Source organism: Rufibacter sp. LB8 (assembly GCF_014876185.1).
Classification (GTDB): domain Bacteria; phylum Bacteroidota; class Bacteroidia; order Cytophagales; family Hymenobacteraceae; genus Nibribacter.
On record NZ_JADALJ010000001.1, the window covers coordinates 3,992,686 to 4,006,453 of the forward strand.

Sequence of the window (13,768 nt, forward strand, 5' to 3'; positions counted from 1 at the left end):
CAATAAGAAATCCATTCCGTTTTCGGGCCCATTATATGAAATGAAGCCGAAAACGCGTTGAAACTGTGTATCTTTGGGTAAGCAGCTAAGGGATTTGTTTTGCAGGGAAAATGCATTTCAGGGCTTGGCCAAAAGTGCTTTTTGCAGGACTGTAGGATGCTTGAAAGAAACATGGTCTGATTGCTGCCGGGCTTAGGGCCGAGTTTGAAATTAACATAGTAATAGTGCTCTCATGGCATATTTAGGTTTACATAAATGGGTTGGGGTTGTCTGCGGTTTGTTGCTGGCATTCACGGCTATGGGGCAGTCAGCGTTGCCGCTAGGTTCCTGGAGTTTGCACGCGCCTAACAACCGGGCCAAGGCACTGGCAGAAACCAAGACCTCTGTGTACGTGGCCACCGAAGACGGCTTTTTTAGGCTCATCAAAAGTGACAACACGGTCCAGACGCTTTCTAAGATTGACGGTTTCAGTGATGTGAACCTCAGCACCCTGGCCTATGACTCTGCCTCAGAAACGCTGGTGGTGGCCTATGAAAACACCAACATTGACCTGCTCCGGAACGGCAAGATCTATAACCTCACAGATTTGCTGCGCAAGCCTTTGATTGGGGCCAAAGAAATTTACCATATCTACACCCATGAGAAGAAGGCCTATCTCTCCACTTCGTTCGGGTTGGTGGTGCTGGACCTGGAAAGGCGCGAAGTGAAAGATACCTACAGCAACATTGGCCCTCAGGGCGAAGTGGTGCAAGTCTATGCCGCCACCGTGCTCAAAGACAGCGTGTACATTGCCTCGTCTATGGGAATCATGGCGGCGAATATGCGTAGCGCCAACCTGCAGGATTTTAAGAGCTGGCGAAGGTTTGGTCAGGCGCAAGGCTTGCCCAATGGTAACCCAGATTTCCCTACCAGAAACATTGCCACTTTCCAGGAAGCCGTGTACACCGGTGTTTCTGACCAGGGCATGTTCCGGTTCAACGGTGTCTCCTGGGAAACGGCTCCGTTCAACAACCCCAGCAGCCGCTACGTGTCTATGTACAGCAACGGCAAGCGCCTGGCCTTCGCCAATGCCCATGAGATTGTGGAAGTGAACGCCGCTTTGCAGATGGTGACCAGAAGAGTAGATCCTACCTTGGCGGCACGCATGGTGCTCCCAGCCCGCGACGGCGGCCAATGGATTGCCAGCTACAGCAAAGGTTTGGTCAGGTTTCAGGGCGCTACAGAAAGTCAAGCCTATGCCCCCGCCGGCCCCGCGTACGGCAATGCTTTTAGTGTGTACGCTGAGCCAGGCAAGTTCACGGTAGTGGGCGGCGGTTTCAGCCAGTCGTACGTGCAGAACGAATCAACGGCAGGGTATTACCAGTTTCAGAACGGTGCCTGGACCAGCTTTGATGCCGGCACAGGCGTGTACGCAGACTCCGTGCGTGACATAGTGGGGGCGGTGCGCAACCCGGTGAACGGTAAGTTCTACCTGGCCAGCTACGGTGACGGTCTGCTGGAGTTTGAGGCAGGGGCCACCAAGGCCAAGGTGTACAATGAGAAAAACAGCACTTTACGCTTAACCCAGCCCGGCGAAAAACCATTCTTTGTGCGCGTGCCCGGCGTGGCCGTGGACCAGGAAGGCAGCGTTTGGGTGACCAACAGAAACCAGGTGGCCCAGGCTGCGGGCCTGCACCAGTTAAAACCCGACGGCACCTGGGAGGCCCATCCTTTCCCGGGCATACAGTTCGCCAACACGGCGCACAAAGTGCTTGTAGATGACTTGGGCTACAAATGGGTGAGTTTGTCTATCAATGCCCCGGGCTCTGGCTTGGTGGTGTATGATCACGTGGAAGGGCGCTACAAATACCTGGGCGAAGGAAGCATTGGCGGTCTGCCCAACGGTCAGGTACATGCCATGGCTGTGGACCTGAACGGCGAGGTGTGGGTGGGTACCAGTGACGGCGTGGCCGTGTTCACCAGCAGTTCATCTATTTTCACCAGTTCATCTTACAGCGCGTATTTGCCCATCTATGAACGCCGGCCGTTGTTGCAGGGGCAGGTGATCAGGAGCATAGCCGTGGACGGGGGCAACCGCAAATGGATTGGCACCGACACAGGGCTCTGGCTGTTCAGTGAAACCGGCGAAGAGATGGTTCTCAACTTCACCACCAAAAACAGCCCGTTGCCATCAGATAAAATAAGGGAAGTAGCCATTGACCACTCCACCGGAGACGTGATGGTGGCCACAGATGGCGGAATTGCCATTTACAAAGGCGCCAGCACCAAGACAGAGAAAGTGGAGGAGAATTGCCTTAATGTGTTCCCAAATCCCGTGCGCGCCGGTTTTACGGGCACTATTGGCATCTCAGGATTGCCTAACAATGGTTGGGTGAAAATCACAGACATTTCCGGGGTGCTGGTGTACGAGGGCAAGTCGGCGGGTGGCACCTTTGCCTGGAACGGCACCAACTACAACGGGCAACCCGCCAAACCGGGCGTGTACCTGGTCATGGCCTCCTCGGCAGACGGCTCTGAAACATGCACTGCCAAAATCGCTATTCAACGGTAATCTTTAGCTTCTTACTATTTCCGTGCTTAAAAACCTTGCGTTTGGTGGTTCAGTATGCAAGGTAGAGTAGCTAGGAGGTGAATAGCATGTATTCCCAATAAGTTGCTTTTTAGTTAGAATTCTGTTCAAGAAACCCATTTACTATGCTGGTAAAAACCCGAGGCATTGTTCTCAACTTCATCAAGTTCAGGGAGTCCTCTATCATTGCCAGAGTTTACACAGAGGAGCTTGGGTTGCAGAGCTATATTGTGAACAGCGTGCGCAAGAAAGGCAGCGCCTCGCGCATTGCGCTGTTCCAGCCGTTCACCTTGCTGGACATGGTGGTCTACCCCTCGGCCAAAGGCGGCATTACCCGTATTTCTGAGTACAAATGCAGCCATCATTTCAGCAGCGTGCCCTATGACATCAGGAAGAGCAGCATCTTGCTGTTTTTGTCTGAGATGGTGGCCAAAACCGTGCGCGAGGAAGAGGAGAACCGGCCGCTGTTTGACTTTCTGCACCGGGCCATTCAGGAATTTGACCAGATGGCCGCTGGGTATGAGAACTTCCACCTGGTGTTTATGGTGCAGTTAGCGGGGTACCTGGGCTTTGGCGTGTCTTCCGCAGATGATTTGATCAGCCAAGTGGCCTTTGATGCCGGCGGGGCCAAAGTGTCTGGGACCACGCTCATGCAACTGCAGCAACTGGAACCCTACCTTTCTACCTTGCTGGAGAACGGCTTGGAAGCCAACCTGGCCAACGGACGGGTACGGCGCGAGCTCCTGCATCTGCTGGTGCGCTATTTCCAATTGCACGTAGACAACCTGGGCGAAATAAAATCTTTGCCGGTGCTCTCTGAAGTGCTAAGTGAATAGAGTCATGCTCAAATTTTCCGTTTTCGGGCTCATTTCCAGAAACGGGCCCGAAAACGGAAATGCCTACTGCCAAGAATTTACAACCTGCACCGCAATGGGCAAAAAAAAAGCCTGTCCCTTTTAAAAGGACAGGCTTTTTTGGTTTCAGGCCAGCGGCCTAGTTGTTTTTCTTGATGTCAAGGAGTTCCACCTCAAAGATAAGGCAGGCGTCTGGGTGAATAGATGAGCCATAGCCAGGCACATGCCCATACGCCAGTTGTGACGGAATAAATAATCTGATTCTGCCGCCTTTCTCCACGTACGTGAGGCCTTCATCCCAGCCTTTGATCACACTGCCCACGCCTACTTTAAACTTGAAAGGGTAGCCACGTTTCCAGGATGAGTCAAAAACTATTTGATCATTCTCAACAAACTTACCGGAGTAGTGCACGGTCACGGAGTCACCAGCCACCGGCTTTTGTTGGGTAGTGCCAGGGCTCAGAATCTTGTAATACAGGCCAGAAGCCGTTTTCACGGTGTCTCTGAGATTCCTGGATTTAAAGTAATCCTGAATGAGCTGGTCATCTTTGGCAGTCTGGGCCACGGGGTCAAAGCTAGCCCAGGGGTCATAAGGGTTTTCCTCTTCGCAAGAAGAGAGAAGACCGCCCAAACCAACCAGCAGTACGCATGCCCACAACCAACCTTTCTGTAAGAACCCTTTCATGGTAAGCTAAATTTAAAATTTGGTAAGGCTATTTAATGTCAACCAGTTCCACGTCAAAACGCAGAATGGAGTTGGCCGGCAAATCAGCACCGCGTGCCATAGAACCGTAGCCCTGCGGCGAAGGAATCAACAGAATGCCTTTGGCGCCTTTGTTGAACTGCTTGATGCCGTCTTCCCAGCCTTTGATCACCTGGCCCTGGCCCAACGGGAATTCAATAGGGTTTCCGCCGTTAGATTTGTCTGAAGAGTCAAACTCTTTGCCGCTCAGCAAGGTGCCTTTGTATTTCACGCTCACGGTCTGGCCGTCTGCGGCATTGGCGCCAGTGCCCGGCTGGGTAACTACGTAGTATACGCCAGAGGCAGTTTTCTGCGCAGTCAGGTTTTCTTTTTTGATGTAATCCTGAATTAGTTTGTCATCTACGGGACCTTGCTTGGCGGCGCGGGCTTCCATCTCTTTCTGCTGGCGCTCCATCATTTTAGGGTAATCGGCCATGGCCTCTTCCTCAGTCTGCAGGTTAATGGCTTTCACGTAAAAGGTCAAAAAGCTGCCTTTGGTGATGAACGGAGGCAAGGCGCTCTTGAAGGTCTTGGCGAACAAGGTGTCTGCGTTGATCTTGAACACGGCGCTGTCGCCTTTGTCCAGCATTAAGAAGGCTTCCTCAATGCTGCCTTTGTTAGGCGATTCCACCATTTTGATCTGGATGGGCATGGCGTTGTCTTTGGTGCTGAACAACACAGAATCTTTGGCCGTGCGGTATTCCATCTCAAAGCTCATGACCTTGCCTAACTTGGCTTTAAAGGCGGCTGAGTCTACCTTGGTCACATCTTTTGATTCAAATTTGCCTTCTTTGCTCTGGCTATACAGTTTGTACTCCAGACCAGAAGGGGTTTTCGCAAATTTATCTTCTCCCAGGCCTTTGCAAGAAGGAGAGATCAAAGCCACTGCCAGGGCAGGCAGCAGGTAAAGTGATTTTTTGAACATCGGTTTTAGATTAAAAATATAGAGTCTTACTAAATTACTTTGTGAGTTGGGGTGCGTACAGCGGCAACAGGTCCACAAACTTCTCCACGGTGTCCACCAAAGGCAGGTAAGAGATGCCGCCGGCCGCGTTTTTGTGCCCGCCGCCCTCAAAATGGTTGCGCGCGAACTCGTTCACCGAGATGTCACCCACCGACCGGAAGGAAATCTTGACGGCCTCTGTGCGGTCAATGAACAGGGCGGCAAACCGAACGCCTTCAATGGAGAGCGCAAAATTCACCAAACCTTCTGTGTCGCCGGTTTGGGAGTCATAGTCTTTGAGTTCCTGCGCGGTCACGGCAATGTAGGCGGTGTTGTACTCGCGCACCACCTGCAGCTTGTCTTTGAGCACGTAACCCAAAAAGCGCAGGCGCTTCTCTGAGTAACTGTCATAGATGTTGCGGTGGATTTTGCAGATGTCAATGCCGGTCTGCAGCAGGTCTGCAATGATCAGGTGCACGTTGCGCGTGGTGCTGGCATGCCGGAAAGAGCCGGTGTCTGTGACAATGCCCGCGTACAGGCATTCGCCCATGGGCACGTCAATGAGGTGCTCCTCGCCCATAAGCCGTATCACGTCAAACACAATCTCACACGTGGCCGCGGCCGTAATGTCTGAGAACATGATGTCTGCGAACGTGTCTGGCTGCAGGTGGTGGTCAATCAAGACCTTGGTGGCCGGGGCCACCCGCACGTACTCGCCCAGTTCATTGATACGGCCCAGGTGGTTAAAGTCCAGGCAGAAGATGACGTCTGCTTCCTGGGTGATCTGCCGGGCTTTGGCATCTGTCTTGGGGCCGTACACCAACACGTCTTCGTTCCCGCTCATCCAGTTCAGGAAAGAAGGGTAGTCAGACGGGGTGATGACCTGTACCTGGTGGCCTTTTTTCTTAAGGTAGCCGGCCAGCCCCAGTGAAGACCCCAATGCGTCTGCATCAGGTTTATGATGCGTGGTGATCATGATCTTCTTGGGAGTTGCTAGAAGCTCCTTTAGCGCGTTGATTTGCTGCATTGTATACTCTAAGACCCGTTGCAAAAAGAGCGGGTACAAGATGCAAAATTCTGAAGAAATAAGGTACAAACCAAATTAAATCAAGCATCTGTAAACGCCCCGGGTATTTTTGCCGTACTAGGTGGCTTTTGCCGTAATTTGTTAATTTTGCAGACTTAAATTCACAACAACATTAACTAGAGAAAGAAAAAATGGCTGGAAACGTAACGTTCACCATGATCAAACCAGATGCCGTGCAGGACAACAACATTGGCGGTATCACCAAAATGATGGAAGAGGCCGGCTTTAGAGTGGTGGCCATGAAAAAGACCCGCCTGTCTGAGGAGCGCGCCGGCGCCTTCTACGAGGTGCACAAAGAGCGTCCCTTCTACGGCGACCTGGTGAAATACATGAGCTCTGGCCCTATTGTGGCTATGATTCTGGAGAAAGACAACGCGGTGGTAGACTTCCGTAAACTGATTGGTGCTACCAACCCGGCCCAGGCCGAGGAGGGAACCATCAGAAAGGTTTACGCCAAGTCTGTGGAGGCCAATGCCGTACACGGCTCTGACTCAGATGAGAACGCCCAGATTGAAGGCGAATTCTTCTTCTCTGCTGACGAGCGTTTCTAGGCTCTGTTTTCTAAATGAAGCCCAAAACGCCTGGCCCAACGGTCAGGCGTTTTTTTTGTGCCTGCCGGGTTTCCGTTTTCGGCCTCGTTTTCAGAATTGAGCCCGAAAACAGGAATGGGTTTTGTAGCTTTGGGGAAGCGTAATTTTTATGTGCATGGCCCTTCGTGTTTTCCTTCTTCTATTCTTAGCTGGCTTTATGAGTACGGCCGCCGCGCAAACCAGCGCGCCGCAGGTAGTGCCGGTGACTGTTTTCTTTGATGCCAACTGGCAGGTCACTGAGAAACCGGAGGCTGCCTTTATAAGGGTTGGTAAATTAGACACCCTGGCCCACACCTTTCACGGCACTGTCACCGATTATTATGTAAGTGGCGCCCCGCTGATGCAGGTTGCCTATGTGGCTAACATAAAGGAAGGCGTGTTTTCTCTGTATTACAGCACCAAGCAACTGGCGCAACAGGGCATTTTCCTGAATGACAAGCGAGCCGGTGCCTGGAACTATTTTTACCCAGACGGCAAGCCCTGGCAGACCCTGGAGTTCTTAGATGATAATTTCAAGGTCATCAATTATTATGATTCTACCGGCCAGCAGTTGGTGAAAGAAGGCACTGGTGCCTGGCAAAACTCCCTTCAGGCCAAAGTGGGTGCCAAAAATGTGAGCATGCAGGTTTCGGGCAATTGGGCCGATGGGAAAAAAGTAGGCACTTGGTTTGCAACACAGCCTACCGGAGAGAAGGTGTTTGAGGAGGAATTTGAGAACGGCAGCTTGGTCAAAGGCAAGGTGTATGACCAAACCAGCGGCAAAATGGTGTACCAATACAAAGACAAAGAGCAGGAGAAAGTCATGCCCCTGGGTTTCCTAGCCCAAGCCGAGGCGTTCTCCCCCAGTGACAGGTTTTTCACCAAGGGAAGGGCTCTAGATTATATCCTGCGCAAAGAATACCTGTTGCCTCCCGCAGAAACCACCTCAGTCTTGGCCGATGAAGATAAAGTGGAACGAATGCCGGAGTTTCCGGGTGGCCATAAAGCCATGTTCCAGTACCTGTCTAACAAATTCAGGTTTCCTGAGAACTTTAAGAAAGTGGACATGAACAAGACCGTGGTTGTTACCATGGTGTTGGACAAACGCGGCAAAGTGCAGGATGTGACAATTGTCAAATCTGTGGACCCTATCTTAGATGCGGAAGTGGTGAGAGTAGTGCAGGCCATGCCTTTGTGGCAGCCAGGGTATATCAACGGGTTGCCGGTAAACGTGAAATACACTATTCCGTACCGCATTGTCATTCAATAAAATGAGGTTGAAAATGAGTTTCAGTAGACTTGTAGTTCTCTTGGTTTTGGTAGGGTGTTCACTAGTAAGCTGGGGGCAAATACCAACCAATGCCACCTCCTATGCCCAAGAAATCTCCCGCCACCGCGCCAAAGAAGACAGCGTGTTCAAACATTCTGAGAATTCGCCTCTCAGCGCCCTGGACAAAGCCACGTTTAACGGCCTGCCGTATTTCGCGGTGAACGAGGCCTATAAAGTGAAAGCCCAGTTTGTGCGCACCGCCCAGGAAACCATCTTCAAAATGCCCACCACCACCGGCCGCCAGCCAGACTACCTCAAGTACGGCGAACTGCATTTCTCCCTGCAGGGCCAGCCGCTGCGCCTGAGCGTGTACCAAAGCCAGGAATTGATCTCGCAGCCCAAATACATGACGTACCTGTTCATTCCCTTCACAGACGCCACCACCGGCCAGGAAACCTATGAAACCGGCCGCTACCTGGACTTCGCCATTCCCATGACCCCAGACAGCGTTTGGCTGGATTTTAACCTGGCCTACAACCCCTACTGCGCCTACAGCCCTGAGTATTCCTGCCCCATTCCTCCCAAAGAAAACAAGCTGCCAGTGAGAATTGAAGCAGGGGTGAAGAGGTTTGAGAAGAAAGAACAGGGGCCAGAGATTCAATCAATTGGTTCGGGAGACATCATGCCAGAATTCCCCGGAGGAATTTTGGGTTTGATGACTTTTATGAAAAAAACCTTTGAAATGCCTCTTCAGGCTAAAAGAGCCGGAGTGGAAGGCACAGTAGAGTTTTCATTTGTGATAATGGCAGACGGGACTACTGATGATTTCAAGATTGTTAAATCACTACGGCCAGATGTAGATATTGCCGTATTGAACGCCGCCAAACAAATGCCCCTCTGGAAACCGGCCGAGCAGGCAGGCCGCAAAGTAAGGTTTAGATACACAATGCCTTACAGGGTAACTGGTCGGTAATTCCTATTCCTGTTCACAAACTTTCGTGTTTCCGTTTTTGGCCTCATTTCCAGAAACGAGGCCAAAAACGGAAATATTTGTGACAGCCATAGAACAGTTCTTGGTTACTTTTTCCGGTGAAAGGTACATCAAACAGCATCGCCCTCAAACAGCATCGCCCCTTGCATTCCAACATGCAAAGGGCGATGCTGTTTCAAACCGGGTACTATCTACTGCACCTTAATACTGGTCAGCATTCTAGTAAAACCGTTAGACGTTCTCAGGTCATCGGCACCAATGGCGGTGAAGATGTGAAATTTGCCTTTTTGGTCTGTGTGAACGTAGCCTCTCACTATCTTTTTAGCTGTGCCGATGGTAAACGTGCCGCTGGCTAAAAAGGCGGTTTTCTGGTTGTTCTGCTCTACAATCTCCAGCTTGAAATCTGTGCCGCCCAATTGGGTCACGGCGTTGGTGATGGCGCCGTTCAGGCTTCCGGCCGCGTTGCCGGTAGTAGTTTTCATGTGCATGAACAGGGCATACAACACGAAATCGCCTGCTTCTGCCATGTGCGCCTCCATGCTATGGAACAAGGCTTTCTGGTCTTCTGGCAACGGGAAATCCAACTTCTTCAAGGCGACAGGCGTGGAGAAAGAAAAACCCTGAAACGAGAATTGCACCCACGGCGCATCTTGAAAAGTAGCCACCGCAGCAGGAAAAGGCACCTTGGCGGTCAAAGTGGCGAAAGGCGACAGGCAAACAGCTAAGCCTAGGATAATACGAGGTGCAAAGCGCATAAAAGGAACTCTATAGTTTGAAAAATAGGTAAGGCAATAAGAAGCGTTTTTGGCGCTGTTTCCAGAATTGAGCCCGAAAACGGAAACACTTTTGTCAAGCAACGCGAAAGCATAACACTCAGAAAAGCTGGGGGTTAAACCACGAAATTATTCGGTCAACGCCCACTTCTGCTTCCAGCGCAAAAACTTTCTGCCAACCAAATCCTCCGGAAACTCCGCGTACCAGTTGTAGCCGGTGCGGCGTTCCTGGGCTAATTCTGAGAGGTGTTGCTTCACTTTCCCATCTCGGCCTACAAATAAAGGCGTGTTGGTGTTAATGTCATAAAACCGGGCCAGCAAGGGCGGGGCCGCGGGGTCAGGCACCACCACCAGGTCATAACCTTTGGTGTAGTGCTCGTTCGGGATTCTGTCTAACCTAAGACCGGTGATTTTAACGCGTTGCAGCCAGGCAACCGCACTGGTAATGGCCGTTTGCACCGCTGGGCTGGGGTTTTCCAGCTTCATAAGATATTCTACAATACCCACGCTTTCCATGCCACTCAAAGAAACTAATTCATAGGCACGCGCTTTCTGTGGCTGAAACGTGACCGGGTCATGCTGCGCGCACCAGGCGGTGAATTGGCCATTTGCCGTAATCTGGGTTTTGAGAATTATGTCTAAGCCTTTTTCAATGGCTTGCGCGGCGGCTTGCTTTCTGGCGGCATCCACAAAAGAGTACGTTTCTTTGCCTTTCGCTATGTCGCGCAGCAGGGTCATCACGCCAATCATGGCGCCGTCATTAAAGGTGATGTAGGAATAATAGCCCTCCCTCAGCGGAAAGAACTGCGGCCAGCCGCCATTGGGGTACTGGGCTTTCAACAGGTAATCAAGGCCGCGCAAAAAGCTTTCTCTGTATTTTACCTGCTGGGTGCTTTGAAAAACCTTCGCCAGGTAGGCCATTTGGGTGAAGGTGGCGCGGTTGTCAATGGTGGAGATACCGCTTTTCTCAAATGGAGAGGCCAGTTTCTCTGCTTCTGCGGGCGTGAGCGGCTTGGCCATGTCCAGGTTCTTGTCCCAGCCGCCGTTGTTTTTCTGATAAAGCAGTACGTTGTCGGCAATTCGGGTGGCCTCTGGCGTGGCGTACCACTCCGTCGGCTGGCTTTGCGCGCGGTACCAGTTGATGCCGGCGGGCGCTTGGGCCGTGGGCTGCGCATTGTTCACCGAAGGAGAAGATGGCACCTGCGCCGTGCAGCCCAGCATTCCCAACAACAGCACACAGGCAAAAGAGAATTTCATGAAACGAAGTAAAAAGGCCTCAGAACGATTGGCAGAATCGGCTTAAGAACAGAAATTAAAGGCCTGCTGAAGAAAAGGCCTGCCCAGGATTTCTTCGAAATATAGCTAGCATAACATTCCGTAGTTGGATTATCTGAAAACCGTTTCCGTTTTCGGGCTCGTTTTCAGAAATGGGCCCGAAAACGGAAAGGCTATTCCTCGTCCTCCGGATGTTCGCCAAACACACGCAACACCCAGCGCGGTAAGAAGAACGAACCCAGAATCAGATACAGATAATACGTCACCACGCGGTACAGCAGCACAATCACGGTAGTAAACCTGCCCAAAAATTGCCCGAAAAACGTTGGAAAAGCCACCTCAGCAATGCCCGCGCCGCCCGGCGTTACGGCTACCAGCAAGACAATCTTATAGACCATGTTGCGCGAAAAAATCAGCACGTGGTCATGGAAACTGATATCGGTGAAGGCGGCAATCAAGCAGTTAATTACAAAGTAGCGGGCCGTCCAAACGAAGGCGGTTGAAAGCGCGGCGTTCAGCCAATAACTAAATGTACTGCCTTTGAGGTGCTGCGAGGCCCACACCAGCTCGTTGCCGTGCTTGTAAGCGCCAGCCCGGAAACGGCGCGTGAGCCGGAAAGACGTGGCTCGCAGGAAGAGTCGTTTCACGGCCTTCGGGTTAATCAAAAGGCCATACGCCATCAAGAACGCATAAAACGCAATCAACAAATAACTGACAATAAACGCTATTTCCAGGCTTTGCGTCACGGAGAATTCCATGGCCGAAACCTCGGGAAAAATATCTCCGGCGGTAATCAAAAATATCAATGGCACAGCAATGATGAAGTAAAGGTTGTCCAGCATGGCGGTCACCATCACGTAGGCCAATGACTTGCCCAGACTCAAACCTTCCTTGTTCAAAATGAAAGCGGCCACCGTAGAACCGCCCACCACACTGGGCATCACGCAAGACGCGAATTCCCAGAGCATAATCACATCCACGCTTTTGCGCCAACTCAGGAATTTCTCGGTCACGTACCTAATGCGGTAAATATACCCGAAGTCCCGCACCACCAGCACCAGAAACGTCATGAAGAGCCAGAACGGCTTGGCGTTGTAGAGCGGCGTGAGGTCCATCTCGGCGGAGTCACGGTAGAACATGTAGCCAATCATGCCCAGACCAATCACCACCGGAATCAAAATGCGCTGCGGGGTGAAGTAGGAGAGGAGTTTCTTACGATTGAGGTCCATGGTCTTGGGTAAGGGTGAGGTGCTGCGCGTCTGAGAACGGCACAATGCGGAAATTATTAAACCCGTCGCCAATCTCCAAACCAATCTCGTTGAGCTGCAGCAAGTCTAAGATAGCCAGGAAGTTAAAGATTAAGCCTATTTTATCTGGAAACGCTTCTAGCAGCTCCACAAACGTGACGGTGCCTTGCGTGCCCACACGGCGCTTGATATAGTTGCGCTGCTGGTCTATGGTGTACGGGTAGGTATAAACGGTGTGCTTGGGCCGGTTCTGCTCGTCCTCGTAGCGCTGCATGGCCTTGTAGAACGCGTGCATGAGGCCATACAGGTTCAGGTCTTTGAGTTCGTACTCCAGTTGGTGCGAAGCCGCAATCTTGGCCAGTTCTGCATCTGTGTTGCCGCGGTGTTCCTGTTGCAGGCGCACGTCTTCCAGGAGACTTAAATCGCCCAAGACTTCTTTGTAACGCTTGTATTCCAGCAGGTGCTGCACCAGTTCCTGACGTGGGTCAATCTCGTTGCCTTCTTCGTCTTTCTCAAAACGGGGTAGCAGCATCTTGGCCTTAATGCGCATGAGCGTGGCGGCGGTGAGAATAAACTCGCTGGCCACTTCCATGTTCATGGTTTCCAGTTGCCGGATGTAGCCCACAAAGTCATTGGTGATCTGCGAGATGGGAATGTCATGGATGTCCAGCTCGTCGCGTTCAATAAAGAACAACAGCAGGTCAAACGGCCCCTCAAACAACGATAGCTTTATCTCAAAACTCACAGGCAGGCAATACGCAACGGTTCAAAAACCAAAAATACGTAGAAGAATCGCCCTATGCCAACCTTTGCCGGTTTGACTTCCGTTTTCGGCTTCATTTCTGGAAATGAGCGGTAAAACGGTGGAATTGTTCATTGTTCTTTGTTGATTGTTTTTTTGAAAGTAATCAAAACCAGCAAAATAGTTAGTCGCTTGCTACGTGCAGATTCTCCCCTTGAGGATTGCTCAAACGAGAGTTTGAGGCAGCGAGCGAAGCTCTGTAGAGGGGTGTTTACTTCTGCTGATTCACGTTTTTTTGATAATGTAGGGGCGTATCGCAAACGCCCGCACGCATTCCTGATTTTGACGCATTTCGTCCCCCTTTGAAGGGGGTAGGGGGATGATTTACTCGTGCTGATTACTTTTATGGCGCGGAAGTTACTTCCGTGACTTACTTTTAGGCTGTTCTTTAAGTCACGGAAGTAACTTCCGCGCCATAGAGGAGTGATTACAAACTCTCCCGAGATTCACTTTTACTAGTCGCAGTTTTTAGCCGATTACTTCTCCATCTGACTTTTTCATCCCCCAACCCCCTTCAAAGGGGGACGATATGCGTCAGTATCTAAAATGCGTAGTGTCGTTGCTGGGGCAGCGAGGGTAGTCAGGAGACTACCCATCATCCATAGACACGGGTGACCGCTGCGCTAAACACTCGCGCCAGCATATT

At 51.4% G+C, this 13,768-nt stretch carries 12 protein-coding genes; 5 read left to right on the forward strand and 7 right to left on the reverse strand.

Annotated elements, in window-relative coordinates; genetic code table 11:
- Window positions 1-232 precede the first annotated feature (232 nt).
- Complete coding sequence (locus IMY23_RS16580; protein ID WP_192823152.1) at window positions 233-2,551, forward strand: hypothetical protein; 2,319 nt, start codon at window positions 233-235, stop codon at window positions 2,549-2,551.
- Between the two features lie 143 nt (window positions 2,552-2,694).
- Window positions 2,695-3,405, forward strand: a complete 711-nt coding sequence (gene recO / locus IMY23_RS16585) for a DNA repair protein RecO (RefSeq protein WP_192823153.1) — start codon at window positions 2,695-2,697, stop codon at window positions 3,403-3,405.
- A gap of 157 nt (window positions 3,406-3,562) precedes the next feature.
- Here the strand turns inward: recO and IMY23_RS16590 are convergent, their stop codons facing one another.
- From IMY23_RS16590 to IMY23_RS16600, 3 genes are read right to left on the reverse strand one after another with little or no spacing between them, the layout of a single operon-like run.
- Entirely contained in the window at window positions 3,563-4,108 is a 546-nt protein-coding gene (locus IMY23_RS16590; protein WP_192823154.1) for an FKBP-type peptidyl-prolyl cis-trans isomerase, read from the reverse strand.
- 28 nt (window positions 4,109-4,136) lie between these two features.
- Window positions 4,137-5,090 carry an FKBP-type peptidyl-prolyl cis-trans isomerase gene (locus IMY23_RS16595; RefSeq protein ID WP_192823155.1) on the reverse strand — a complete coding sequence of 318 codons (954 nt, stop codon included), beginning with the start codon at window positions 5,088-5,090 and terminating at the stop codon, window positions 4,137-4,139.
- Window positions 5,091-5,124: 34 nt separating this feature from the next.
- A complete protein-coding gene (locus IMY23_RS16600) occupies window positions 5,125-6,135 on the reverse strand; it encodes a bifunctional oligoribonuclease/PAP phosphatase NrnA (protein ID WP_192823156.1) in 1,011 nt (336 codons plus the stop codon).
- A 191-nt stretch (window positions 6,136-6,326) separates the two neighbouring features.
- Here IMY23_RS16600 and IMY23_RS16605 point away from each other — a divergent pair, with 191 nt between their 5' ends.
- The 3 genes from IMY23_RS16605 (at window position 6,327) to IMY23_RS16615 (ending at window position 9,007) form a co-directional block, all read left to right on the forward strand.
- Window positions 6,327-6,746: a nucleoside-diphosphate kinase gene (locus IMY23_RS16605; protein ID WP_192823157.1), complete on the forward strand. Its 420-nt coding sequence runs from the start codon at window positions 6,327-6,329 to the stop codon at window positions 6,744-6,746.
- Window positions 6,747-6,942: 196 nt separating this feature from the next.
- Entirely contained in the window at window positions 6,943-8,034 is a 1,092-nt protein-coding gene (locus tag IMY23_RS16610) for an energy transducer TonB (RefSeq protein ID WP_192823158.1), read from the forward strand.
- A gap of 13 nt (window positions 8,035-8,047) precedes the next feature.
- Entirely contained in the window at window positions 8,048-9,007 is a 960-nt protein-coding gene (locus tag IMY23_RS16615) for a TonB family protein (protein ID WP_192823159.1), read from the forward strand.
- Window positions 9,008-9,216: 209 nt separating this feature from the next.
- Here IMY23_RS16615 and IMY23_RS16620 read toward each other — a convergent pair whose 3' ends face one another.
- The 4 genes from IMY23_RS16620 to IMY23_RS16635 form a co-directional block, all read right to left on the reverse strand.
- Window positions 9,217-9,780, reverse strand: a complete 564-nt coding sequence (locus IMY23_RS16620) for a hypothetical protein (RefSeq protein ID WP_192823160.1) — start codon at window positions 9,778-9,780, stop codon at window positions 9,217-9,219.
- A gap of 147 nt (window positions 9,781-9,927) precedes the next feature.
- Window positions 9,928-11,055, reverse strand: coding sequence for a pectate lyase (gene pelA, locus IMY23_RS16625; protein ID WP_192823161.1), 1,128 nt, complete (start codon window positions 11,053-11,055; stop codon window positions 9,928-9,930).
- A 191-nt stretch (window positions 11,056-11,246) separates the two neighbouring features.
- On the reverse strand, window positions 11,247-12,302 hold the full coding sequence (locus IMY23_RS16630) for a lysylphosphatidylglycerol synthase transmembrane domain-containing protein (RefSeq protein ID WP_192823162.1): 1,056 nt from the start codon (window positions 12,300-12,302) through the stop codon (window positions 11,247-11,249).
- Window positions 12,286-13,065 (reverse strand): segregation/condensation protein A, encoded by a 780-nt coding sequence (locus tag IMY23_RS16635; protein WP_192823163.1) that lies wholly within the window; start codon window positions 13,063-13,065, stop codon window positions 12,286-12,288. The genes IMY23_RS16630 and IMY23_RS16635 overlap by 17 nt, the downstream gene beginning before the upstream one ends.
- Between the last annotated feature and the right edge of the window lie 703 nt (window positions 13,066-13,768).

Bases quoted from the DNA above. Each gene is read 5' to 3' on its own strand.
- IMY23_RS16580 (WP_192823152.1), top strand. From the start codon at position 233: ATGGCATATTTAGGTTTACATAAATGGGTTGGGGTTGTCTGCGGTTTG.
- recO (WP_192823153.1), top strand. From the start codon at position 2,695: ATGCTGGTAAAAACCCGAGGCATTGTTCTCAACTTCATCAAGTTCAGG.
- IMY23_RS16590 (WP_192823154.1), bottom strand. From the start codon at position 4,108: ATGAAAGGGTTCTTACAGAAAGGTTGGTTGTGGGCATGCGTACTGCTG.
- IMY23_RS16595 (WP_192823155.1), bottom strand. From the start codon at position 5,090: ATGTTCAAAAAATCACTTTACCTGCTGCCTGCCCTGGCAGTGGCTTTG.
- IMY23_RS16600 (WP_192823156.1), bottom strand. From the start codon at position 6,135: ATGCAGCAAATCAACGCGCTAAAGGAGCTTCTAGCAACTCCCAAGAAG.
- IMY23_RS16605 (WP_192823157.1), top strand. From the start codon at position 6,327: ATGGCTGGAAACGTAACGTTCACCATGATCAAACCAGATGCCGTGCAG.
- IMY23_RS16610 (WP_192823158.1), top strand. From the start codon at position 6,943: ATGAGTACGGCCGCCGCGCAAACCAGCGCGCCGCAGGTAGTGCCGGTG.
- IMY23_RS16615 (WP_192823159.1), top strand. From the start codon at position 8,048: ATGAGTTTCAGTAGACTTGTAGTTCTCTTGGTTTTGGTAGGGTGTTCA.
- IMY23_RS16620 (WP_192823160.1), bottom strand. From the start codon at position 9,780: ATGCGCTTTGCACCTCGTATTATCCTAGGCTTAGCTGTTTGCCTGTCG.
- pelA (WP_192823161.1), bottom strand. From the start codon at position 11,055: ATGAAATTCTCTTTTGCCTGTGTGCTGTTGTTGGGAATGCTGGGCTGC.
- IMY23_RS16630 (WP_192823162.1), bottom strand. From the start codon at position 12,302: ATGGACCTCAATCGTAAGAAACTCCTCTCCTACTTCACCCCGCAGCGC.